At 60.6% G+C, this 23,773-nt stretch carries 21 protein-coding genes; 5 read left to right on the top strand and 16 right to left on the bottom strand.

Annotation, left to right across the window (positions count from 1 at the left end; translation table 11 throughout):
- From ACRQEG_RS01400 to rpsB, 4 genes are all read right to left on the bottom strand, one after another.
- Positions 1-3,963, bottom strand: coding sequence for an SHIRT domain-containing protein (locus tag ACRQEG_RS01400; RefSeq protein ID WP_435730794.1), 3,963 nt, complete (start codon positions 3,961-3,963; stop codon positions 1-3).
- Between the two features lie 50 nt (positions 3,964-4,013).
- Positions 4,014-5,660: an SHIRT domain-containing protein gene (locus ACRQEG_RS01395; protein ID WP_320757295.1), complete on the bottom strand. Its 1,647-nt coding sequence runs from the start codon at positions 5,658-5,660 to the stop codon at positions 4,014-4,016.
- 546 nt (positions 5,661-6,206) lie between these two features.
- Positions 6,207-7,055 (bottom strand): translation elongation factor Ts, encoded by an 849-nt coding sequence (gene tsf, locus ACRQEG_RS01390; RefSeq protein ID WP_016442485.1) that lies wholly within the window; start codon positions 7,053-7,055, stop codon positions 6,207-6,209.
- A gap of 29 nt (positions 7,056-7,084) precedes the next feature.
- The gene (rpsB, locus tag ACRQEG_RS01385; RefSeq protein WP_435730795.1) at positions 7,085-7,942 is read right to left on the bottom strand and encodes a 30S ribosomal protein S2; all 858 of its coding nucleotides are present in this window, start codon (positions 7,940-7,942) and stop codon (positions 7,085-7,087) included.
- Between the two features lie 669 nt (positions 7,943-8,611).
- Here rpsB and ACRQEG_RS01380 point away from each other — a divergent pair.
- The 5 genes from ACRQEG_RS01380 to ACRQEG_RS01360 all read left to right on the top strand — a co-directional run bounded on the left by ACRQEG_RS01380 (position 8,612) and on the right by ACRQEG_RS01360 (position 13,030).
- Positions 8,612-9,574: an ABC transporter ATP-binding protein gene (locus ACRQEG_RS01380; protein WP_320757297.1), complete on the top strand. Its 963-nt coding sequence runs from the start codon at positions 8,612-8,614 to the stop codon at positions 9,572-9,574.
- Positions 9,575-9,588: 14 nt separating this feature from the next.
- Positions 9,589-10,317, top strand: a complete 729-nt coding sequence (locus ACRQEG_RS01375) for an ABC transporter permease (RefSeq protein WP_320757298.1) — start codon at positions 9,589-9,591, stop codon at positions 10,315-10,317.
- A complete protein-coding gene (locus tag ACRQEG_RS01370) occupies positions 10,317-11,069 on the top strand; it encodes an ABC transporter permease (protein ID WP_320757299.1) in 753 nt (250 codons plus the stop codon). Before ACRQEG_RS01375 ends, ACRQEG_RS01370 begins: the two co-directional genes overlap by 1 nt.
- Positions 11,066-12,160, top strand: coding sequence for a ribosome small subunit-dependent GTPase A (rsgA, locus tag ACRQEG_RS01365; protein ID WP_320757300.1), 1,095 nt, complete (start codon positions 11,066-11,068; stop codon positions 12,158-12,160). The genes ACRQEG_RS01370 and rsgA overlap by 4 nt, the downstream gene beginning before the upstream one ends.
- Positions 12,161-12,397: 237 nt before the next feature.
- Positions 12,398-13,030, top strand: coding sequence for a M23 family metallopeptidase (locus ACRQEG_RS01360; protein ID WP_320757301.1), 633 nt, complete (start codon positions 12,398-12,400; stop codon positions 13,028-13,030).
- A gap of 36 nt (positions 13,031-13,066) precedes the next feature.
- Here ACRQEG_RS01360 and ACRQEG_RS01355 read toward each other — a convergent pair whose 3' ends face one another.
- The 12 genes from ACRQEG_RS01355 to rpsP form a co-directional block, all read right to left on the bottom strand.
- Positions 13,067-14,002: a tyrosine recombinase XerC gene (locus ACRQEG_RS01355; protein ID WP_320757302.1), complete on the bottom strand. Its 936-nt coding sequence runs from the start codon at positions 14,000-14,002 to the stop codon at positions 13,067-13,069.
- Positions 14,003-14,023: 21 nt separating this feature from the next.
- Positions 14,024-15,391, bottom strand: coding sequence for a DNA-processing protein DprA (gene dprA, locus ACRQEG_RS01350; protein WP_320757303.1), 1,368 nt, complete (start codon positions 15,389-15,391; stop codon positions 14,024-14,026).
- Positions 15,378-16,898 (bottom strand): YifB family Mg chelatase-like AAA ATPase, encoded by a 1,521-nt coding sequence (locus ACRQEG_RS01345; protein ID WP_320757304.1) that lies wholly within the window; start codon positions 16,896-16,898, stop codon positions 15,378-15,380. Before ACRQEG_RS01345 ends, dprA begins: the two co-directional genes overlap by 14 nt.
- Positions 16,895-17,320, bottom strand: coding sequence for a YraN family protein (locus ACRQEG_RS01340; RefSeq protein WP_320757305.1), 426 nt, complete (start codon positions 17,318-17,320; stop codon positions 16,895-16,897). Before ACRQEG_RS01340 ends, ACRQEG_RS01345 begins: the two co-directional genes overlap by 4 nt.
- Positions 17,321-17,449: 129 nt before the next feature.
- On the bottom strand, positions 17,450-17,773 hold the full coding sequence (locus ACRQEG_RS01335) for a DUF2469 domain-containing protein (protein WP_016442473.1): 324 nt from the start codon (positions 17,771-17,773) through the stop codon (positions 17,450-17,452).
- Positions 17,773-18,450, bottom strand: coding sequence for a ribonuclease HII (gene rnhB, locus ACRQEG_RS01330; protein ID WP_320757306.1), 678 nt, complete (start codon positions 18,448-18,450; stop codon positions 17,773-17,775). The genes ACRQEG_RS01335 and rnhB overlap by 1 nt, the downstream gene beginning before the upstream one ends.
- A 5-nt stretch (positions 18,451-18,455) precedes the next feature.
- Positions 18,456-19,355, bottom strand: coding sequence for a signal peptidase I (lepB, locus tag ACRQEG_RS01325; protein ID WP_320757307.1), 900 nt, complete (start codon positions 19,353-19,355; stop codon positions 18,456-18,458).
- Positions 19,356-20,069: 714 nt separating this feature from the next.
- Positions 20,070-20,423 carry a 50S ribosomal protein L19 gene (rplS, locus tag ACRQEG_RS01320; protein WP_016442470.1) on the bottom strand — a complete coding sequence of 118 codons (354 nt, stop codon included), beginning with the start codon at positions 20,421-20,423 and terminating at the stop codon, positions 20,070-20,072.
- 120 nt (positions 20,424-20,543) lie between these two features.
- Positions 20,544-22,067 (bottom strand): tRNA (guanosine(37)-N1)-methyltransferase TrmD, encoded by a 1,524-nt coding sequence (gene trmD / locus ACRQEG_RS01315; RefSeq protein ID WP_320757331.1) that lies wholly within the window; start codon positions 22,065-22,067, stop codon positions 20,544-20,546.
- Between the two features lie 8 nt (positions 22,068-22,075).
- Entirely contained in the window at positions 22,076-22,696 is a 621-nt protein-coding gene (rimM, locus tag ACRQEG_RS01310; protein ID WP_320757308.1) for a ribosome maturation factor RimM, read from the bottom strand.
- 100 nt (positions 22,697-22,796) lie between these two features.
- On the bottom strand, positions 22,797-23,036 hold the full coding sequence (locus tag ACRQEG_RS01305; protein ID WP_016442467.1) for an RNA-binding protein: 240 nt from the start codon (positions 23,034-23,036) through the stop codon (positions 22,797-22,799).
- Positions 23,036-23,515: a 30S ribosomal protein S16 gene (gene rpsP, locus ACRQEG_RS01300; protein ID WP_320757309.1), complete on the bottom strand. Its 480-nt coding sequence runs from the start codon at positions 23,513-23,515 to the stop codon at positions 23,036-23,038. Before rpsP ends, ACRQEG_RS01305 begins: the two co-directional genes overlap by 1 nt.
- Between the last annotated feature and the right edge of the window lie 258 nt (positions 23,516-23,773).

Genomic DNA, 23,773 nt, shown 5'->3' with positions numbered 1-23,773 from the left:
TTAGCGACGCTCACCGCGCCGATAAACCATGGCGCCTGCGCCCAGGAGCATCGAGAGGAAGGCTACGCCAATGGCGCCGCCAGTCCCGCTACCCGTATGCACGAGGCGCTGCGAGCGCCCAGCTGGTGGCGTAGGTGTTTGATCCGGCGTGGGCGCCGGCTGGGCTGGCTGCCCTGACGTCGGCACCGGTGTCGGAATCAGACTCGGCTCCCGTGTAGGTTCGGGGCTCGGCCTTCCAGGTGCCGACGGCGTGACACTCGGGTGCGGGTCAGGCCGCGGAGCAGGCTGCTTGCTCGGTTCCGGTTGCGGATCTGGTTGAGGATCCGGCTCCGGGCCGGGCCCTGGATCAGGCTGCGGTGCGGGACCAGGTTCCGGTTGCGGTGCCGGTGCAGGCGGCTGCGGCCCAGGCTCCGGTGCCGGATCTGGCTCCACCGCGCATTCCTTGATTTCCGCAGCGGTCATTGGCCGAGACTGCGTCTCGGTGCTCGACGTTGCCGTTTCCTCCCAGCTCAAGGCAGCCGCATTCCAGGTATACGTGTACGCGGTCTTGGTGCGGGATTGCGCCACCTGGTGGCTTTCACAGAATTTCTCCCCATCAATCCACTCGGTGAACGTCGGGTCCTTGGTGGGTTCCGGAGTGCAGGCCTTCACTTCCTCCGGAGTCTTCTCCCGCTCCTGGTTTTCGGTCTCAGTCGTGGGCACCGTATCCCACTCCAAAGTAGTGGCATTCCAGGTGACCGTATACGTGGTCTTCATACGGGTCTGCGTCACCGTATTCTTCTCACAGGTCACCTCCTCGTCCTGCCATTCCCCGTAGGCTCCCATCACAGCTGGCTGCGGATACCGTGTCAGGCTCCAGTAGCCGAGGAAGTGAACGTCGGCATCGGTAATGGTGTCGCTCGCGCGGTCCCACCCCGTGAAAGACCAGACTTCCCCGGGAGCATCCGAGTATCTCGCCTTATCGAAGGTGTCTGTGGGGGTGACAAGCGTTCCCTTCGGGAAACCCTGACCGTTCTCACCGAGGTTATCGGCGGGAGTGCGCGCCGCTAGTGCCTCTGGCAGGGCTTTTTTAGCACCGTCCGCAGCTTGGAATTCATGGGTTACCTTGAAAAGCTGCTGGTGCCACACCCACGTACCGATAAATTCCTGATCGGCCCCCGTGACCTTTTTGGTGGTCGCATCCCAGCTCTGGAAAGTCCACTGGCCGTTGCCATCGGGCACCGCCGTGAAATCTGGTACGGCCGAAGCGACAGTATCGCCCTCCGTGTAGCCAGCACCGTTTTTGGTGTCAATGGCGGGGGTCTGTTTCTTTACGCCCTCGGGCAGTTCCTTGCCGGCAGTACCGCTCACGAATGTGGAGGTCACGCCGTAAGCAGGAGCGTAGCCCGCATAGGCAGTGAGCTCATTCGGGTCCACAATCTGCGTGATGGGGGCGGCCGGCTGTGACGGTGCGGGCTCAGCGCGCGCCGTCTCGGCGCCAATTACTCGACTAGCGGCCGTGCACGGGTTCTTGTTCCCCTTAGCATCGGCCACGGAGTTAGCTGAGACACCGTCGGTAAAGGCGTGCGCGAAATCGTATCCCTTATTATTCGCTTGCCCGCTCGCAATCTCGGCGGGAGTGACGGCAGAGCAATACCAACCCACGAATGTGTAGGTGCCGAGCTCAGCGGTGCGGCCCAGGCTGTCGGTAATGGTGCGCGTCTCCTCGCGAACCGGGTTCGCACCCTCGTACCGGGTCATTTGAGCGGGGCGAGCCGCCGGGTGCTCCTGAAGGAGCTTTGTAGAGGAGTAGATCGTATAGGGCTGTTCTGCCTCAACGTTCTGCGCTTGGGCATCGAAGTGCCCTTCATTGGGGTGATACCACATCGTGGCACGCTGCCCAAGGACCACGGTGCCCTCATCGGAAAGCACGTAATCCCAGGAACCCGCACCTGTGTGGTCACCGAATTCCGCGGCAGCCTGGCGGTTATCGCGAGTGACATAGTGGACCATATTCGCGTCATCTGCGCCGGGCACGTAGCCGTCCGCGCCCTTCGCAACCGTGTAGCCGATGTAGCGCTGCGTCGGCTCGTTTTGCCCGGCGTACGGCGCTTCACTGGCATTCTTAACATTCTCACTCAGGGAAATATTGAGCTGGTTAGTGAGCTTGCCCGTTAGGAGCACCGCGGATTGTCCGTCGATCACCCGCACGTCACCGGTATCAAGGCGCGCCTTGGGCGTGATAATCACATCCTTATTGGCATACACATTCAAACCCGGGTACTCCCCAATCCGGGCACCGTCCACCTCGATGCTCGACGGATGATCCTGATGTACTGACCAGTCGCCCTTCTTGTTGCCGCCCAAACTCATGTCGTCGAGTTTCAGGTAGCCGTCATTGAAAATACCCGCGCCAACTGCCGAATAGACAAAACCGCCCGAGAGTTTCGAGGGGCCCGTCCCACCGGTGATGGTGGTAGAGCCTTCGTTGTATATAAGACCACCGCGCCCCGAGCGCCCGGAGCTCAGCGTCGCACCTTCCAGAGCTACCGTGTTTCCCGGGCCCACGAAGAGCGCACCGCCTACTTGTGTGGCAGGCCCCCAAACCAGGGTTCCGGCATTAGAAATCGTGGAATCGACAACGCGAAGATTAACCGCAGATTCTTCACCGATCCGGGTAGAAAGGGAAATCGCACCGCCGTTGGAATCTGCGTGCACATCGCGAATGGTGGAATTCTGGATCACCGCGGTGGCGCTCGATCCTGTTTCAAAGGCAATAGCACCGCCGAAGGTGGCCAGCCCCTTTCCGTTGCCGCTGCCGCGTCCGGTTAGTTGCGAATTGGTCAGTTCAAAACTTCCGGTGCCGACAATATCGATGAAACCGCCGGCGAAAGTCACCTTGGAACTATCACTGGCCACGAAGCGCGAATTATTAATTTTGAGCGCCGAGTCCTGGCTCGCAAAAGCACCACCGGAAATTCCGTAGGCATCCCCGCGCCCAGTGAAGGTGAAATCACTGTTATCCACGGTAACTTTCGCGTTGAATGCACGGAGGAATCCACCGGTATTGAAGGGGGCGCCAACGTTGACGGTGCTGCCGGTGATGCGCGCCGTCGTCCTGTCACCCGCATAGATCGCACCGCCTTGGTACCCGCCGGTAGCAACCCTGGCGACGTGGTTATCAATGAAGGAAGCCCGTTCCGCCACCAATGTGGCCGCCCCGTCCATGTAGATGGCACCGCCGTTACCTTCGTTACCGCGCACCCTTGCACTGTCCTGCGAATGATCCTTCGCCTGGTTTGTACGGAGCGTGGAATCGCTAATGTTCACCGTAGAGCGCGCCCCGGTGGCGTAAATCGCCCCACCGTTAGGCATCTGGCTGATCTGAGCACCCTGAGTTTCGGCGGGAAGGTTCCCAAAGGCAGGATTCCTCTTCGTCTCATCTGCGACCCGCATATCGTAGGTGGCCTGTGACCAGATACTCGAATTGTTTTCGATTACCGAATCGTTGGTGACGTTCAGGGCGGCGTCAAGAACGTACACGGCCCCACCTTCGAAATTGCGGGTTCCGGCGGTTGTTCCGTTCTTGATCGCCACCTTGTCGAGGGTGGCGGTAGAGCCCGCACCGAGCCACAGTCCCCGGCGCTTACCTGCACCATCAAGGGTGACATCAGAGAAGGTCACCTGCCCACCAGCGGTGCGGAACATATTGTAATGGTCGTTCCCGCCCGGGGCAGCGCTCGGTGCTCCGGCCGTAATGGTGTGCCCTTGGCCCTCAACGCTCAGATCCGCGTTGCTCGGGATCTCAATTTCACCGGTTAGCGTGATATCTGCGCTCAGACTCACGCTCTGGCCGGCCGTGATGGCGCTACGGAGCTCCTGCTCCGTCCCCACCGTTGTCGCCGCAAAAGCCGGGGATATTAGAGCATTCGTTGAAAAACCAAGGAGGGCTGCGGCTACTACCGCAACAGTTTTCTTGCCCACGTTGTTATTCCTATCTTTAAACTTGCGTTTCTTGCGTCGTTCGGTTGTTTTTAGTGAGAACGACGGCGCAAGCCGAGAACCCCGACTCCGGCAAGCATAAGAACTCCGGCAGCGAGCGCAAACGGGCTCGCGGACTGCCCGGTCTTTGACAGTTCTTGTGCTACTGGCGCGGGCTTAGCCGTTGGTGCGACCGCTGGGGAGATCGTGGGAGTGGCCGTGGGCGCCACGGGCGCTGGCACCGTGGGCTGCGGTGCGGAGGTTGGTGCCGGCTCCGGTATTGGAGCGACCGTCGGGGTTTGTGACGGCTCCGTCGATGGACGGGGCGAGGGCTCCGTGCTGGGAGTATCCGTCGGATCAACCGTTGGCTCAACTGTTGGATCACACGTCGGGTCGGGTTCCGGCTCCGTTGTGGGCCCCGGTTCAGGCTCCGGATTGGGCGGTAGCGGTGTTTCCACAACCGTCTTCGTCCAGGTGCCCGTGAAGCTCAGATCCGCACCATCAACAACCGCGCTCGTAGGCTCCCACCCATCAAACTTCCACGTTGTCACCACATCTGCGCTCTCGGTGCGAGTGGTACTTATGAACTCTGTTTGTGCCGGAGTTGGAGCAGTGACAGTGGAGCCTTGGACAACCTGCTCCGAATTCGGGAGGGTGGCCATCACTTCTTCGGGAAGCGCAGATCCATCAGCTGCCACATAGTTGTACGTTGCGGTGAAGATCGCGTCGGGATTCACCGTGTACTTCCAGTAACCAACGAAGTTGAGATTGCTTCCAGCCACAGTTGCCTCAGCGGGTTCCCACGCATCAAAGGTCCAGGTGCCTTCGCCGTCGACAACGCTTGTCTGAGCTAGTGCGGGCGGGGTCACCCGTGCACCGTCACGCAACTTAGTCACGCGCTCCGGTACGAGTTTGGTGACGCTCTCGGGGAGCTGACGTTCAGGATCCCGGCTGGCGAAGGTGAAGCTGGCATCGTTGGTAGCAACCATCGTCAAGGTCACCGGCTCCGAAGTGTCGTTGAAACGCAGCGGCATCCCCACGTAGAAGTAATCCATTGCCATGGTGCCGCGCACGGTGGGCTCCACCATGGAGAAGGTCTTGCCGGCCTCAAACTTGGACTGCGGAACGTAGAAGGCGTGCGCCGGGGTGGTAAGAACAAGCTTGGCGGGCTGGTATTCCGGCTTGTCGAGGTCCGCGCCCGTCACCTTGCTGCCGTCCGCGTGGTGCAGTCCAAAATGAGCGGTGAACTTGCCGGTGGCGGCATCGTATGCGGCAGTTTCGCAGCGCATGATCTCGCCGAACTTGGAGGGAGCATTCTGCCTATCCATTTCGGACTGCACAGCCTCGCAGCTCACAAAGTCCGGATTTGAGGAGACCACCGAGGGATCAACAGTGAAGGAAATATCCCACTCCCCGCTGAAGGTTTTAGTGGCGTAGCGCGCCTTGTCAAAGCCATTCTTGAACATCCACGCCATTTTGAAGATGTTGTATCTGTTCCACACACCCTTCATATCGAGGGTGCCGCGGTAGGCAATTTGGTAGGCATCAGCAGCGGTATCGCCCTTGGATGAGTCGTAGAGGAACTCGCTCTCACTGGTGATCTGACCTTCATTATCGATTGCGTAGGCGTCGCTACCTACGGTAATCGGGACATCGGTCGCCGCAGAGGCAGGGACGGTGCTAAATCCGATGAACCCCACAGCAAGGAGAATAGTTAGAACAACACGGATACGCTTGGACAAAATAAGCTCCCCCCGAGATGTGTGCAACCATGGCAAATATTTCCTTAGGTTTATAACTGCTGAAATGCATTTTATTCTCAAAGAATATTCATGTCTATACTCTAAATTTTAGACATTAAGCACCCCGGCCCTGAGCTGGTACGTCGTATATCTCAACCATCCTGCAAGATTATTTAGGTTCCGAAGCCACTGAAATCCACGCATCCTAAAATTCGGTACGGAGCGTACGTCGGGTAGCCCTGTCCCGCCCCGCGGCACGCGGGGCGCCGTCGTCGTACTACTGGCGCACTTTCACTGCACACGCACCGCACCCACACCGGTGCCCATCAATCGCGCCGCATCTGCATGCACACGTAGCCCGCACCTGCACTCAAAGCGCCGGCGCTACATACAACAGAGGGCGGGAGGTACTCTCGTACATCCCGCCCTCCGGCGTTTAGTGTTCTCACAACCGAAAGCTAAGCTCCCGGCAACCGGAAACTACGTCCCGGCACGCGCATGAACTTACTCAGCGTGCGAACCGACACGCAGGCGCTTGAAACCGGTCACCTTGCCGCCGGTCTGGGACACGATGGTCTTGACCGGGGTCTTCGGCTCGCGGGCGTAGCCCTGCTCCTCGAGAACGACCTGCTTGTAGAAGCCGTGCATGCGGCCTTCCACGATCTTCGGCACGGCCTTTTCCGGCTTGCCTTCGGCGATGGTGGTTTCGGTGGCGATGCGCTTCTCAGTTTCCACCACGTCGGCCGGAACATCCTCAATGGAGAGGTACTTCGGGTCGAGCGCGGCGATGTGCACGGCGATGTCGTGCGCGACTTCGGCGGCCTTGGCATCGGTGGCAACCAACACGCCCACCTGCGGGGGCAGGTCGGGGTTGGTGCGGTGCATATAAGCTTCCACGTGCTCGCCCTCGAGGACTTCCACGTGGGAAACTTCCATCTTTTCGCCGATAACGGCGGTCATGGCGGTGATGCGATCTGCAACGGTGCCGTCGCCCAGCTTGGCGGCGAGCAGCGCTTCCACGCTATCGGCGCCGGAATCCACGGCGGCGGTCAGGATTTCATCGGCCATACCGATGAACTTCTCATTCTTGGCCACGAAATCGGTTTCGGCGTTGATCTCCACGAGAATGCCACGCTGGCCGGCAGCGGTATCGGACACATGCGAGGCAACCAGGCCGTTCGCAGCGGTGCGGTCCGAACGCTTGGCGGCGGACTTCATGCCCTTGACGCGCAGGATCTCTTCGGCCTTGGCGGAATCCCCCTGGGCTTCGTCGAGAGCCTTCTTGGCGTCCATCATGCCGGCGCCGGTCTTGTCACGCAGCGCCTTCACATCGGCGGCTGTGTAATTAGCCATGCTTCACTCCTCACTTGTAGCGCTCAGGCTTAGGCCTGGGCGTCAGCTTCTTCGGACTTGTTTTCTTCAGATTCGGTGGCTTCGGCCGGAGCAGCTTCAGCTTCCGCGGCGGGAGCAGCTTCTTCAGTGGATTCCCCGGCCGCGAGAACTTCACGTTCCCATTCGGGCATCGCATCTTCGGTGGCGTTCTTGCCGGCGCCGCGGGCCAGGAGGCCTTCGGCTACCGCATCACCGATGACGCGGGTAAGCAGCCCAACGGCGCCAATGGCGTCGTCGTTACCCGGAATCGGGTAGGCAACTTCATCCGGATCGCAGTTGGTGTCCAGGATGGCAACCACCGGAATGTTGAGCTTATTGGCTTCGGAAACCGCGAGGTGTTCCTTGTTGGTATCCACAACCCACACGGCAGAGGGAAGACGGTGCATATCACGCAGGCCGCCGAGGGTCTTCTCCAGCTTGTCCTTTTCGCGGGACAGCATGAGGAGTTCCTTCTTGGTCAGGCCCGAGCCAGCGACGTCCTCGAAGTCCATCTGCTCGAGTTCCTTGAGGCGCTCGATGCGCTTGGCAACGGTCTGGAAGTTGGTGAGCATACCGCCCAGCCAACGTTCATTCACGTAGGGCATCCCGGTGCGTTCGGCCTGTTCCTTCACGGCTTCCTGCGCCTGCTTCTTGGTGCCCACAAAGAGGATATTTCCGCCGTGCGCCACGGTTTCCTTAACGAAATCGTAGGTGCGGTCGATATCGGCGACCGTCTTGCGCAGGTCAATAATGTAAATCGAGTTACGATCCGTAAGGATGTAACGCTTCATCTTCGGGTTCCAACGGCGGGTCTGATGCCCGAAGTGCACACCAGCTTCCAGCAGCTGGCTCATGGTGACGACAGCCATGCGGCGTCCTTTCTCAGGCGCCATTATTACAATGGCGCGGTATCGGTTCTTGCACGACGGCGGAATTGCCGCCGCGCCCTGGTGCCCACGAACCGCGGTTCCCAATATGCGCCACCCACTGGGCAGCCCGTACCGGGACCGATCCGCGACCCTCGTATGCGGGCACGCGTATTTCGACCGGGGATAACCGGCCGCCTGTACATATTACCCCACCCGGAAAAACTACGAACGGCGGGCGGATGTGATTTTCGCGGGAATCTTGCGGCTAGAACGAAGGTGCACACGGGGCCAACACGTACACGGGGCGGGCGGGGCGAGCGCCGCTACAAGCGAGCCCACGCGACGTCTCAGAATGCGAGTGGGATTGCACAGCACTACGACATGACTATAGGATGATCTGCATAGTTACTGACACTGCAATCTAGGAGCAACCTGCCCTATGCGAGTCCTTGAATCCAAGACCTATCGCATCAAGGAAATCTTCTTTATATAAAAATTGCGAGAACGTCGTATTCTCGCACGCACTTAGCAATGATGCGCGCCCGGCACCTATACATAAATTCCTGAAGCCCCGGGTGGGTACACCTATGTACTTTTTCCTAAATGGTGCGTGCGATAGGGGTTCATGCTGCCCTGAATACGGTAATTGGATTGATAAGGATAAGGATTTTGATAGATCCTCATATTCCCGTCCTCGATGTCGCCCATGTGCGGCGCGCCTTCGGGAAAGAAAAATTTGTTGCAGTTGAAGACGTGTCCCTCCAGGTAATGGCGGGTCAGGTGCATGCCTTGCTCGGCCCGAACGGGGCCGGGAAAACCACAACGGTGCGGATATGCGCCACCTTACTAGCCCCCACGTCGGGACAGGTGCGGATCGCGGGGATTGACGCGGTGCGCCATCCGGAGAAGGCACGCTCGCGCCTGGGCCTGGTGCTGGGCGGCGACCTGGGGTTTTATCCCCGGGCTACGGCGCGCGATAATCTCCTGTATTTTGCCGACCTGCAAGGGGTGGCAAGCGGGCGGCGGCGCGGCGTCGTCACTGATGTTCTTGAACGTGTCAAGCTCACCGATTCTGCCGGGGTGAAAGTCGGGCAGTTTTCGCGTGGGATGCGCCAGCGTCTCCACCTGGCGCGCGCCTTATTGGGTGCCCCGCCACTGCTCCTTCTTGACGAACCGACCACGGGGCTGGACCCCGACGTCGCGCTCACGGTGCGCGATATTATCCGCGACGTTGCCGCCAATGGAACCGCGGTGCTCCTCACCTCGCATTCCATGCCGGAGGTCGAAGAGCTGGCGGATATCATCACCGTCATCGGCGCGGGAAAAATCGCGGTGCGCGGCAGCGTTCGCGATATTGCGGACTATGCCGGGGTGGGTGCAACCACGACCTTCACGCTAGGGGCGCGCAAGGCGGATATTTTCGCGGGCCTCGAAGCTGAATTCCCCGGCGCGGTGATTATTCGCCGTCCGCGCGCGGGCAATTGGGCGGTCACGATCTACTGGGATGCGCGCTCCGGTGCGCAAGCCGAACGCCTGGTGGCGTTCCTCGGGCACGAGCCAGAGGACCTGATTACCCGCCCGGCCTCGCTGGAGGAAACGTATCTCGCACTGGCAGATGGGTTGGCGCGGTGATCCGGCAGTTCCGTATGAGCACTTTTCACGTGCGCCAATTTGTGTCTGTCCCCTATTTCATCCAGCTCATGGTGACGACGACGCTCGCCACCGCACTGGTGCAATTCCTGAGTTTCCGAGCTTTCGGGGCGATGAGCGCGACCCAGGGGTGGGTGCGTGCCGGGATTATCGGCATGTGGACCACGGCCACCTGCGCCGCCGGAATTATTGGTTTCGAGCGTTATAAAGGCACCCTCGTCTATCTGGTGAGCGCGCCGATTGGGGCGCTACGGAGCGTGGCGGCAGTGGTGGCTTCGGCCGGTTCCTTCGGGCTGGCGGCATTCCCGGTGGCCTGGGTGACGTGGGCTCTATGCTCCGCCTCGGTCACCTTTACTGCACCGTCCTGGGGATTTGCGTGCGGCGTTGTTCTGTTGTGGATGGGGTGCTTGAGCGTATCCTTCGTCATCGCCGCGCTTTTCGTGCTCACCCCGAACGCGATTAGTTACGAAGGTCTGCTTTTAGTTCCGATGTTTTTAGCGTCCGGCATTCTTTTTACGACGACGGCGCCACCCGCGTGGCTGGCCTATCTTTCCCTCTTCGTACCCCTCTCAATGCCCACCTCCCTGCTCTTCGGAGAGGTTATTACCGGGAGTGACGTGGCGATCTGGGCGGTCGCGCTGGGTGCGTGGCTGACGGTGGCGGGAGTGGCAGGGCGCGCGGCACTGCGCCGTGCTACCCGCTCCGGGACTTTGGAGGTGATGTGATGCTGACGCGCTATCGCTCGATCATTCGGGTCTCCTGGGCATCCTCGGTGACCTTTGCGACGGTGGGGACGGCGGTGACCACTCTCCTGGTTCTTCCTCTCCTCGACGTGCTTTTTGATGTGGTGCTCGGCAATGACGTGGGGACCCCGGACCTGGTGCGCACCGGCTATGCCGCGGCGCTGGTTGCTTTGGCCACGTCGGTGGCCTCCGGGGTGGTCAGCGCAGTGGCAACCGACCGGGCGCTAGGGATCTTCCAGGAGGTTCACCTGCGCCGGCGTTTCGACGTGGTGTACTGGGTGGCGGTGTCCACCATCCCATGTGCCTTGGCAGTCTCCACCGGTAGTGCAGCCATCGGCGCCGTCTTCCTCCTCTCCCCGGACAAAGATGCGGCACTACTGGGACGAGTAGCGCTCTTAGCGGTGGCTGCCTTGGTATGTGGGGTGCTGCTCGGAGTGGCAGCAGCCGGGATCGGAGTGGATCTGCCCGATCCATATCTGGGGGCGACACTGCTCGCGACGTTCCTGCCGGTGTTTACCGGGGTGATTGTGCCCCTCGATTACTATCCGCCCGCGCTGGCAGCACTGGCGAATGCGGTCCCCCTCTCGGGAACCATTGCCGGTATCGCGGCGCCAGCCGGGTGGTTGGTAGTCCGCGATATTGCGGTTGCGGCGATCTGGGCAGGTATCGGTGTGATAGCGACCCGCCATGCGGTGGCTCGGCTGCGTTCGGGGATGCGAAGGGATGTTGTATGAGTTTTCTGGGCTTTGATGAACGCTGGGCGGCCTACCTGAAAGTCGCGGAAATGAACCTTGGCGACTCCGCGCGCGTGCACGGCGGGCGGATCGCCGCGGTACATCGCGGCGCCGTCGAAGTGCTCCTCGTTGATAAAACCGATGTGCTGGACTCCCCCAGGTATGGCCCCTCGGACGGGGCATTGGTGCGCATTGACCTCGATATTCCGGGCCACTGCCGAGATAGTGAATCCTGGCCGCCGGTGGTGGGTGACTGGGTGGGCGTGGATGATGCCGGGCATATTCTCGACATTTTGCCGCGCCGTACCTACCTCACCCGCCCGTCGGTGGGCCGTGCCGCTCTCGAGCAACCTATCTGCGCGAATATTGATGTGGTTCTCATTGTGGAACCCGTGGTGCCAGCAGCCAGTCGCGGACGTATCGAACGTTTCGTGGCCCTGGCCCACGCCAGCGGGGCATGCCCCTGGCTGGTGCTCACGAAGGCAGACCTGGCAAACCCGGCAGATCTCCAGGAGCTGGGTGAGGGATGCGAGGAGGTGCTTGCGCTTGATGCACGCTCAGCTGTGGACGTGGCGCGGCTCGTTGAGCGCCTCTCCGGCACGGTCGTGGTGGTGGGGCGCTCCGGCGCGGGGAAATCCACTCTCACCAATACTTTGCTCGGAGCCACCCAGGAGGTGGGAGCGGTGCGCGAAAGTGACCATAAGGGTCGGCACACGACCACCGGGCGTCAGTTGGTTTGCGGAGAACACTTCGCGGTCATTGACACTCCCGGGGTGCGCGCTTTGGGAGCCACGATGGACACGGAGGCGATTGCCGATACCTACGCGGATATTCGCGAATTGGCTGCTTCGTGCTATTTCGCGAATTGTAGCCACGGGCGTGAGCCGGGGTGCGCGGTGCGTGAGGCCAGCGCGAGCGGGGCGTTGGATGCGGACCGTCTGAACCGCTATCTGCGGATGATGGCGGAAGCGGAGCGGTTACGTTCCCGCAGCGATGCGCGAACGGCGCGGAGCCAGGACCGACACTCCTCGAAAGAAAACACCCGCGGGCGGCGAGAAACGATGCGTCTGAAGGGTAAAAACCGCGGATAACAGTGCAAAAACCCCGACTAGTTCCAGAATAAAGCTAGAACCATCCACAGGCTGCGAATACGTATGGACTATCCACAGCCTGTAGGTGCCCGCTGGCGGGTGAGCTCTAGTCAGGGAATGCTCAGCCCTATGAAGACTCTCAGGATTTTTGCGACTCGATTCCCCGGTACGCGCTGTGGCCCGGGTACAGCGGCTGGTTCCCGGGCCACAGTGCGCTCCCGTTCCCGTGCGAGGCGCATGATCGTGGCACGCTGCTTGGCCGCGGCAGGCGCGGCTCTCACCCTGGTAGCGAGCCTCATTTCGCAATCGGCATCTGGCACAGTAGCGCCGTCGTCGGAAAACACTCCCACGCAGGCGGCAACTTCGGCAACGGAAAGTAAGCCAAAGGCACCGGTGGCATCCGCGCTCATGGCGAACGTCAGGAATACAACCCATACGACGGCCGCGCCTCCCCGCGCTACTGGCTTCCGCTCCCCTACCGGTAGCGAACCTGTGATCACTCGCCCCTTTGATCCACCGAAGCACAATTGGCTACCTGGACATCGCGGAGTGGATGTGGAGCTCCCAGCGGGTAGCCCCGTCCTTGCCGCTGGCACGGGCACCGTGGTGTATGCCGGGATGCTCGCGGACCGCCCCGTTATTTCTATTGAACACGCCAATGGCCTGCGCACCACTTACGAACCGGTCGAACCACAGGTACGGCGCGGGGATACCGTGAGTACCGGAATGGTGATTGGGACATTACTGGCCGGCCATGAGGATGGCGGGCGCTTCCCCGGCGATGTTTTGCACTGGGGTGCACGGCGCGGGAAAACCTATATTGACCCGCTCTCGCTTCTCTACCGGCGTGAGATTCGTCTTTATCCTTGACCCGTAACGCTTCAGTAATGCTCCTGCGATACTTCTTTAGGCCCGCGGGTGGGCTTGGGCGAAAGCAGCCCGGAGCCTGTCGGCGCTGACGTGAGTGTAGCGCTGCGTGGTTTGCAGAGATGAGTGACCGAGGATCTCTTGCACACTGCGCAAGTCTGAGCCGCCGTTAAGAAGATGCGTGGCAGCGGAATGGCGTAAATCGTGCGGGGTAATATCGGGTACTCCCGCACGGCTGGCAGCCCGGTGCACGACGTCACGCAGCGAACGCGGGTTGAGACGCCTGCCTTGTGCCCCCAAAAAGAGAGCCCGGGTCGGTTCTTTCATAAGAGCGGCACGCGCGGGCAGGTATTCCTGCACGGCCCGCATAGCCGGCACCCCGTACGGGACCACGCGTTCCTTATTTCCTTTTCCGACGACGCGCACCGTCAAATCAGGGCGAACCTGGTCAATATCCAGAGAACAGACTTCGCTCACGCGCAAACCAGCCGCGTACATGAGCTCGAGGGCCGCCCAGTCCCGGTAGGCGAGAGCTTTTCCGCTCTCGACCGCATGGCTTTTCGCGTTGTTAAGCAACTGTTGGGCCTGATGCTCATTGAGAACATGCGGGAGCTCGTTGGTTACCCGAGGTGATTTCAACCGTGCTGCCGGATCCGAAGCGGTATAGCCGCATCGGTATGCCCAGGAACTAAAAGTACGTATCGCAGCAGATTGCCGGGCCATTGAGGCTAGGGCACTCCCGTGTTCGCGCGAATGGGCTAGCCAGGCCCGCAAATCAGCCAGATCCAGGTGTTCGAGATCAATATCAAGATCGGATGAGTCCTGATCCGCCGTCTTGTTTCCGGTAGATAGCTCGTGAAGGAAAGCGAGGAGGGACACCACCTCGTGTAGATAGGCGCGGATCGTATGTTCGGAGTATCCGCGGCGCAGCCGTAATTCTCGCTCATAACGGTCCAAAATATCTGCTACTCGCATACTCCCCAGTTTATGCGAGCCTTATGTGGCCCGCTGCCGGCTCGCTTCTCGAGCCTGGGGCGTCAGGCGCCACTTCCCTCCCCGGCTCTCCGCAATTCCTGCTATCTCAAGTTTCCCGAGGGCCGCCATCACTTCGGTAAATCCCATTCCCGCGGTCTGCGCTATTTTATCCAGCGGCTGGTAATTGCGAGCCGGTAGCGCGTCGCGCACCCGCACCGCCCGGGGATCCCCGGCAAGCGGATCGGTCACAGCTAGCCCGAGCCCTAATTGCACCCCGCCGGCAAGCGCGTAAGTAACCGTTCGGCTGGCCGATGCGCCGCGGTGATCAGCCGTGGTGTTCCCCTCCGCCACCCGAGCGCGATCTTGGACAAATTGCTGGCCGGCGCTAAAGCCGAGCAATTCCACAATATCTTCCACCCCGGTAATACACACCGCGCCTTCTCGCAGCAGCCGATGGCAGCCCGTTGAACACATCGCGTAAATGGATCCGGGCACTGCCCCGACCGGGATGCCGTAAGTATGTGCGTGCCCCGCGGTATTAATGGCGCCCGACCTATAGGGAGCTTCAATAACAACAACGGCACGTGATAGGCCGGCAATGATCCGGTTCCGGGCCAGAAAACGGTGCCGGTGAGGGGCATTGCCCGGAGCAGTTTCGGAAAGGGCAAGCCCGCCAGTATCAAGAATCCGCGCGAAGAGTTCCTGGTGGGCTTTAGGATAGGGCCGGTTGATCCCGCTGGCAAAGACCACCGCGGTCGGAGCGTTCGCGAGTATAGCGCCACGGTGAGCAGCCGCATCAATACCAATGGCTCCCCCGGAAACAATAAGAGCGCCGCGTTCAGCAAGTTCGTAACTAAAATCGGTGGCGATCTTTTCGCCATAGTCGGTAGCGGCGCGGGAGCCCACCATCGCGAGCGCGGGGCGATCCAGCGCCGCAATATTTCCTTTCCACCATAGTCCCAACGGACGTTGTTCCCCGAGCTGTGCTAAGGATCGCGGCCAGGTGGGGCTACCCGGGTAGGTGAAGCCGTAACCTCGGTTAAGTAGTTCACGGTCGCGCGCAAAGCCCTGTGCATCGTAGCGGGCACTCCAGCGGGCAGTGGCTGCGCGCAGCGATTCAGGAATCGGGGCACCCGCGCGTATTTCTTCCAACCAATCCAGAGCTCCGGCGTAACCGAGATGTTCGGTGAGCGCAACGGCATGGTAGTCCTCCCCTTCGGCCAAGCGTGTCCATGCCATTGCTGCGGTTTCTTCTTGCGTGCTGGTGTTTTTCGTGCCGGTGGTTCCGGGGTGAGCCGCTACCGTGTCGGACGTTTCCGCGGCGGTTTCTCTTGCGCCGGCAGCTCCGGTTATTTCGCTGCCGGTCCAGGGTGTTTTATCCTCCGTCATAGCCAAAATATCCTTTCCCGCGCAGGGCAAATGCCCCGGCAACGTCGTCGGTGGTGGGCTGTGTATGGCCTGATAGATCTGCAAGGGTCCAGGCAACTCGCAGGATTTTATCCGCCGCCCGCATGCTGATGAGGCCGCGGGTGAGGGCCTCGCCCAGGCTCGCGCTTGAACTGGGTGCTAACTGGGTATGCGCACGGAGCCAGGTACCTGGTATCGCCGCGTTGATATCCCAGGTTTCAACCCGGAAGCGGTGGTGTTGGCGTTCACGTGCTTCGCGCACCCGCGCCGCGACCGTTTCGCTGTTATCCCCACTACTGCCCGCGGCTAGTTCGGCCCGGCTAGGCCTGGGCAGATTCACTATGAGGTCGATGCGATCCCGGAGCGGGCCTCCGATGCGGTGCTGGTAGTGGGCGCGGTCTGCCCCCGAACAGGTGCAGGAGGTTGGGGAATCAAGTAGCCTGCCGCACCTGCACGGGTTTCCTGCTCCTACCAGTTGGAAACGGGCCGGGAAGCATACCGAGCCTTGTGCGCGGTGAATATGTACTTCTCCCGATTCCATGGGTTCGCGGAGGGACTGGATGGCTCTGGTGGTGAATTCGGGAAGTTCATCGAGGAAAAGTACACCGTGGTGCGCTAGGGAGATAGCGCCGGGACGGGGCCGGCTGCCTCCTCCCACCAGAGCGGTGGCACTTGAGGTGTGGTGGGGTGCCACGTAGGGAGGCCTGGTGGTAATCTCCTCAAATTGCCCGACGATGGAGCGAATGCTGGCGCTTTCTACCGCTTGGGAGCGGGTGAGGGGAGGCATGATTCCGGGTAGCCGGGTTGCCAACATGGATTTGCCCACGCCGGGCGCCCCGATCATGAGAAGGTGGTGGCCACCCGCGGCAGCTATTTCCAAGGCGTGGCGGGCCAGGTATTGGCCCCGTACCTCCGCGAGGTCACCAATATCGCTACTGGCACGGGGCTGTGATACCGGCACGGGTGGCGGTGGTGGCACCGAATCACTAGCAACTCCCAGGCGCTGCGCTATCTGGGTGATATGCCAGATTTCTCCCACTTGGATCTGGGCCAGCGCAGCTTCGGCTCCGCAACCGTGCGGAACGATGGCGTGCTGGAAGCCGTGGTGAGCGGCGCCCAGCACGCACGGTAATACTCCCCGCACCGGGCGCACCGATCCGTCCAACCCTAATTCGCCTAGGAAGACGCTTCCGGGCGGCACGTGGGTACGGGCCTGCGCAGCGAGGATGGCGGCAGCGATCGCCACATCGAAAGCGGTACCAACTTTCGGGGTATCTGCCGGAGACAGATTCACAGTGACGCGCCCGGCCGGGAAGGGGATCCGAGCCGCGGCGAAAGCGGCTCGGATGCGTTCGCGTGATTCGCTCACCGCCGCATCTGGCAGGCCAACGATAGTGAAATTGGGCAGTCCCGAAAGGATCGCTACTTCCACCCGGATAGGCATGCCCCTGACACCGAGGATAGAGACGGTATGGGAGGTGCCAATCATGAGGCGTTCCGCAGATGGTCGATAGTGACGGGACCGGAGGTGGGCACGTTCACGGCCACGATATCCACCGCGAGTGCGGGGTAGTTTCCACCTTCTACGTGGAGCCACTGCGCCAGAAGATGGCGAAGCCTGCGATATTTTTCGGTACTAACGGCCAGAGGAGCGGGAACCGTATTCCGCCCGCGGCGGGTTTTCACCTCAACCGCAACCAGTGCGCCGCTGGGTTCTTCGCGGCATACCAGGTCAATTTCCCCGCACCGGCATCTCCAATTCTGGGCCAGCACGTGGTAGCCGCACTCCCGCACATATGCGGCGGCCACGTTTTCTCCCCATTCTCCGACCTCCCGAGTGGTGGCGGAAGGAGGAAGTGGGGCGAGCTCGTTGCGAGCAATGGTGGCATGCAAAGTTTCACACTGGTACATGCCCCTAGTGTGACGCGGATATTACCAATGGTGGCTCGGGCGGTGCGCGACTGAGGATAGCGTCGTCGTTTCAGATACCTGTGGATAAACGTAAGCTTCGCCTAAGCTCACGACGCAACGTTCTCCCGATTAAAGCGAGGAACCCGGAAGATCAAGTTCCCGAGTAATATCGGTTTGGTTGAGCTCTTCGATATTGACGTCTTTAAAAGTCACCACCCGTACCGAACGAATGAAACGGGATGTGCGGTAGATATCCCACACCCACGCATCGCTCAGGTTCACCTCGAAAAACACGTCACCTGCAGTCGAGGATCGTACTTTCACGTCTACGTCATTGGCCAAGTAAAAACGCCGTTCGGTTTCCACCACGTAGCGGAAAATCTTCACAACATCGCGGTACTCGCGATATAACGCGAGTTCCAGTTCGGCTTCGTAGCCGTCAATCTCGCTCATTATTCACTCCTTACCGCGGGCAAATGCCACGACATTCGATGATACGGGCTCGGCCCCACCTGCGCGATGGCGTGGAGGTGAGCACGGGTACCGTACCCTTTATTATGTTCCCAATCGTAATCGGGGAAATCTTTCGCGAGTGCCTCCATATATCGGTCTCGCTCAACTTTAGCGACGACGGATGCCGCGGCAATCCCGGCGCAGGAAGCATCCCCCTTAATCACGGTGGTGACCGGAAGCTGCGGGACCGTCGGTTCGGCATCGAAGAGGGAATCTTGGACCCACCAATTGTGTTTTCCGTCTAAGAGAACAGCATCGGGGCGTAATCCGGATTTCTCCAGCTGGGCGAGAGCATCCGCAGCCGCACATCGCAAGGCTTCAATAATTCCCACCGTGTCGATCACACTGGCGGCTGCGCTTCCCACCGCTACCGCGAGCGGCCAGTCGCGGGCCGCCTGGTAGATCGTTTCCCGCCGGTGCGCACTCAGCATTTTTGAATCCCGTAATCCGGGTGGGAAGTCATCCGGAGTACTCCCATCCAGGAGGGCAATACCCACGCAGACCGGTCCGGCGATGGCACCGCGACCCACTTCATCCACTGCGGCGAGAATACCCCCGCCGCGTGCCTCGAGCCGAGCCAATAGTTCTTTTTCGACTGTGCGATCAGGTTCCTGCACGCGTACTACCTGCCCTGCCCGGAAAGCACAGCAAGGGGAAGCCCCGGCTGGGCCGCCGTGGCTGAATATAAGGAACGCGGATCAACTGGATTTTCCGGCAGTGCCACCCGCGCACCCGCGGGTGCTGCCGGTTCGGGGACACCGGAAAAAACGTGGCTCATATCGGGCAAACGCCCGTGACGGCTCCACGGTGAGAAAACGTACCAGGCCCGGCCCACAACGTTTTCTACCGGCACGAATCCATTTCCGGATTCACGCTGATGCCACCGCGAATCTTTAGAATTGGCGCGGTTGTCCCCCATCATCCACAGGTACCCTTCCGGAACCTTCACCTCAAATTTCTGCAAGGAGGGCGACACCCCGTAATTGAGATATTCCTCCGTGATCGGCACGCCATTGACCTGCACGCGACCATCTTCCCCGCAGCAGCTGACGGTATCCCCACCTTTAGCGATAATTCGTTTCACCAGGTAGTGACCAGAATCTGCCGGAAGAAGCCCGATGCCTTGCAGGATCCGAGTTCCGGTTTGGGCAATCCAGGACCGGTTTTCTTCCACATCATCAAGCCATCCGCCCGGATCCACAAAGACCACGATATCGCCGCGGCGTAACTCCTCATTATCGGTCACCATCCGGTTGACAAAAAACTTATCCCCGGTACTCAACGTGGTTTCCATGGAACCGGAAGGCACATTAAAAGCTTGTATAAAGAAAGTTTTTATAATGACGGAGACGAGAAGAACGACGGCGACAGTGAGGGCCATCTCCACTACGCTACGCAGGCGCGAGTTACGCACGGGGGCTTCCCGGGCGTCCGCCTCGGGGCGCACCGGAGCAACCTCGGGAGGGTAGGAGGGAGGCTGCTCCGTATTGGCAGCGGAGGACTGACCGTCCGTTGTATTCATGGTTACTCCTCCGTGGTTCACATATGCTTCCGCTCGGGCGAGTTCATCTCGCAACGCATCAGCGTAGAGACCTTCATCCGCGTTCGAGAGCTGCTCCGTGAGCGTTAGCCTTAAGCGGGCTTCAGCTGCATTTATCTTAGCGGGCCCCTCCGACACGTTTTTTGTCTCGTTAGATTCCGGTGGTGTAGACAAGCAAGGCTGCGGCTCTGGCTCTGGCGCCGAATGCTCCGCTGCCCTCACTGCAGGTTGCAGGGCCTGCAATTCTGCCCCATCAAAGAGGTCGTCAAGCTCCGGTAGTTCGTCCACGTCCGGTACCGCATGCAGGTTCTGTACCTCAGGTGCGGGAGCGGCCCGGCGACCACGAGCCTGGCTCCGGTGGGTCCGCCCTGCCGGCCACCGCGAGGCATCCTCCGACGCCCGTGACCCGCCTGACGTGCCCTCGCCCATACGCCCCTCCGCCCCTGCATTAGATAAAAGATACGCGTATTCCATGCTACCAGCGCACGTGAACGTACCTGGGGTTATCCGCGCCGTCGCGCCACATTATTTTAGTAAAGCTCCAGGAATAACTCAGCGTTGCTCTACCGTTATCGGAACTTATCGGAGAAGATGGTGCGCACGGTTTCCTAGGTTATCGGCCCGGGGTGCCCCAGATAAAAATGGACCCGCACCGGGGCGCGGGTCCATATGTGAACGAGAAGTTCGTACCGTTCCTTACTTGGAATCGGTGCGACGTTCGCGAATCTTCGCTGCCTTACCGTGGCGATCACGCAGGTAGTACAGCTTGGCGCGACGCACCCGACCGCGGGTAATCACTTCGATGGATTCAATGGAGGGGGAATGCACCGGGAACTTACGTTCCACGCCCACCCCGAAGGAAATCTTGCGGACATCGAAGGTGGCGCGCAGGCCATCACCCTGGCGGGCAATAACAACACCCTGGAACGCCTGGGTACGGGTGCGGTTACCTTCCACGACGCGCACGTTCACACGCACGGTGTCACCGGCGCGGAAATCGGGGATATCGTCGCGCAAACGCGAAGCATCAACTACATCAAGAGTCTGCATTATTCATTCACTTTCCGCCTCTGCACGCAGGCCAGGGGCGCTGTTATCGGTTAAGATCTCGCCGATGCGCGACCCCCTGCGGCAGGCACAGCGCATTATGAAAGCGAGGAAACTCCACTATTATGCCACAGTCAGCGGACAGGTAAAAATGAGATCCGAGTTGATTACCTCACCCACCTGGAATTCTCGGGTAGCTACCTTTCGGAAACCGCACCGTTTGTAGAATCGTTGCGCGCGCCGGTTGTCTTTATTTGTTCCGAGCCACAGGTACGGTGCGGACGCCACCTCGGCATCAAGTATTCTGTCTCGGCATGCCTCCACCGTTGCCTGCCAGAGCAGATCCGCTACCCCGCTCCCGTGCCAGCTGCGCTCCACGTAGAACTTTGATAGCTCAAGCAACGGGCCTTTCCGCTCCGGAAGGTGCATGACTGGTGCACCGTCCTCGCGCCCGGCAACGTCGTCGTCCCCCATTCCCACCGTACTATCGGGAAGCAACATGAGACTGTACCCCAGCAATTCCCCGCGCGACTCTCCGCTGGCGGCACGCACTACCACCGTCACCCAGTGGGGGTCGGCAAGGTATTTTTCGAAAGCTGCGACGGAAAGATTCGCCGCCTCGAACGCGGCAATATCCGCTTCCCTAAGATAACGCGGGCAGGCATCGGGGAAGGTGCGGGCGGCCAGGTTAGCCAGCTCGGTTGCGGTGCGCCGTCGAACCTCGTGCAGTCGCGCACTGTCCGGTAGCGCCCCGTCCGGGTCCAGCCCGTTCTCAAGTACCCCACCTGAAAACGTTTCGTCCGGTAGCGCCCCGTCGTCAGAAACGACGGCGCCCGCCACCCCCAGGGCCTCGGTATCCACCGCCACCGGGTGGGCGTCACTGGTGCGCCATACATAGCCCGCCGCCGCGAGCGCCGGCCGGTCGTGTTTGTCCAGCTGCGAGGTATCTAGCTCCGCGATCATATCGGGACGGCGCGCAGCGGTGCGCGCGATGGCTTCGTCGCGCCGGTAGCGCGCCACCGCCCCGTGATTGCCGCTGAGCAGTACTGCGGGCACCTCGAACTCACGCCAGCGCACCGGGCGGGTGTAGACACGGTATTCGAGCAAACCGGCCGCACCGTGCGATTCTTCCACGAGGGACTCCGGGTTCCCCACCATGCCGGGGATAAGACGGGTAACCGCCTCCACGAGGGCCACTGCCGCCACTTCCCCACCGTTGAGGACATAATCTCCGAGAGAAAACTCCTCTACGCGCACACCCCGCCCACGATAGTGCTCAGCTACCCGCGCATCAATTCCCTCATAGCGCCCGCAGGCGATAATGATGCGCTCCCGGGTGGCCAGGTCTTCGACGAGGCGCTGAGTGAGGGGCCGACCGGACGGGGTGGGCATCGCGAGAGTAATTGTTTCCGGAGAGCTCGGGCCGATGAGGTCATCGAGAGCACGACCCCAAACATCCGGTTTCATGACCATGCCAGCCCCGCCTCCGATGGGGGTATCGTCCACGGTGCGGTGGATATCGCTGGTCCAGTCGCGCAGATTGTGGGTGCGAATATCAACGACGCCGCGACGGCGCGCCTTGCCTACCAGCGATAAATCGAGCACGTCGAAGAATTCCGGAAAAACGGAAACGAGGTCAATGCGCAAGCTCGCCATTACTTCACTTCCTCAGCGCTGTTTTCCTCCGTCATGCTTTCTTCGGCGGCGCTAAGTGCGTCCCCGGCTGCGCTGAGTGCCCCGGCCAGGTCATCACCGTCCACTACGATCATGTCATCTTCGGAAAAAAGCCCGGCCGGGGCATCAACCACGATGCAGTGGTCATCCAGATCCACCGCCGTCACGATCTCACGCACGAAGGGCACGCGGGTAATCCGGCCATCCGGCTCACGCACCACCAGGATATCCTGGGCGGGGCCGTTTTCTAAGCCGGTAATAATACCGAGCTCGTAACCTTCTGGGTCGAGGACTTCCAGACCGCGTAGCTCATGGGCATAATAGGCATCTTCTTCGGGCTCATCCTCATCAGTTTCCACGACGAGACGCACCCCTCGCAGCGCTTCTGCGGTGTCACGCGTGGTGGATTCAGCGAAGAGCGCGTAGGTAATTCCTCGGTATTCTCGAGTGCGAGTGATGGTGAGCGGCCCGAAATCCGCCGGATCTGTTTCCAGCTGGGTCCCCACAGCGAGGCGGCGCGCGGGCGAATCTGTGCGAACGTCCAAACGGACTTCCCCTTTAAGCCCGTGCGGCGCCCCGATAATAGCTACCGTCAGTTGCATCGTGTCCTTCTCTCAGTTCCCGCACACGGTGGGGAACGGTGGTGGCTCATACAAAACCGGCCCGCAACCCCGAAAGGTTGAGGGCCGGTATGCCGCTACGTTAGTTACGGTCCGTTTCGATAACGTCCACGCGCACGGAGCCTTCGTCCGAAAGCGCGTTGACGACGGTCCGCAGCGCCTTGGCGGTACGCCCGCCACGGCCGATCACCCGACCGAGATCGTCAGGGTTCACCCGAACTTCCAGAAGTTCGCCACGACGATTACGCGATGCCGAGACGTTGACATCATCCGGGTAATCAACAATTCCCTTGACCAGGTGTTCCAGAGCGTCCGTCAGCATTAGGCTTCCTCGGTTTCCACTTCGGTAGCTTCACCGGTTTCGGCTTCCCCAGCTTCAGCGGCGGCAGCAGCTGCGGCTTCCGCTTCGGCCTTCGCCTTTGCTTCAGCGGCGGCAGCGCGGCGCTTTTCGGCATCGTCCTGGACCTTCTTGACCGCTGCGGCGCGCGCTTCTTCAGCGTTCACCGTTTCCGGAACACGCAGGCGACCCTCCTGACCATCCTTGTATCCCTTGAACTTCTGCCAGTCACCGGTCACCTTAAGCTGCGCGAGCACGGCTTCGGTGGGCTGAGCACCCACACCGAGCCAGTACTGAGCCCGATCAGAATCGATACGGATGGTAGACGGCTGGGTATTGGGATCGTAGTAACCGATTTCCTCAATAACCTTGCCGTCGCGCTTGACGCGAGAATCCGCCACGACAATACGGTACTGGGCCGCACGGATCTTACCCATGCGCTTCAAACGAATTTTGACTGCCACTTTTGTGGTCAATCCTTTCTCATTGGGGTGGATTACCCGGCCGGTTGGGGGACGCGCACCGTGCAATCCGTGAACACGGACAATACCGGGTTGAGAGGGACCCGGCATCCTCCAAGTACATCTAGCTATTCTGCCAGAATTTTCCGGCGGAAGAAACAGGCAGTGCGCAGCTGCGCGGTGAGATCACTTACGCCGTCGGTCCGCTACGGTGCCGGTGCGGACGCGCGACAGTCACGGCGCGAACCCCTATCCCACCGT

This window comes from Actinotignum stranguriae (genome assembly GCF_051265215.1).
Taxonomy (GTDB): Bacteria; Actinomycetota; Actinomycetes; order Actinomycetales; family Actinomycetaceae; genus Actinotignum; species Actinotignum schaalii_C.
Note: the sequence above shows the minus strand (reverse complement) of the source record. Positions and strands in the feature narration are given on the sequence as shown.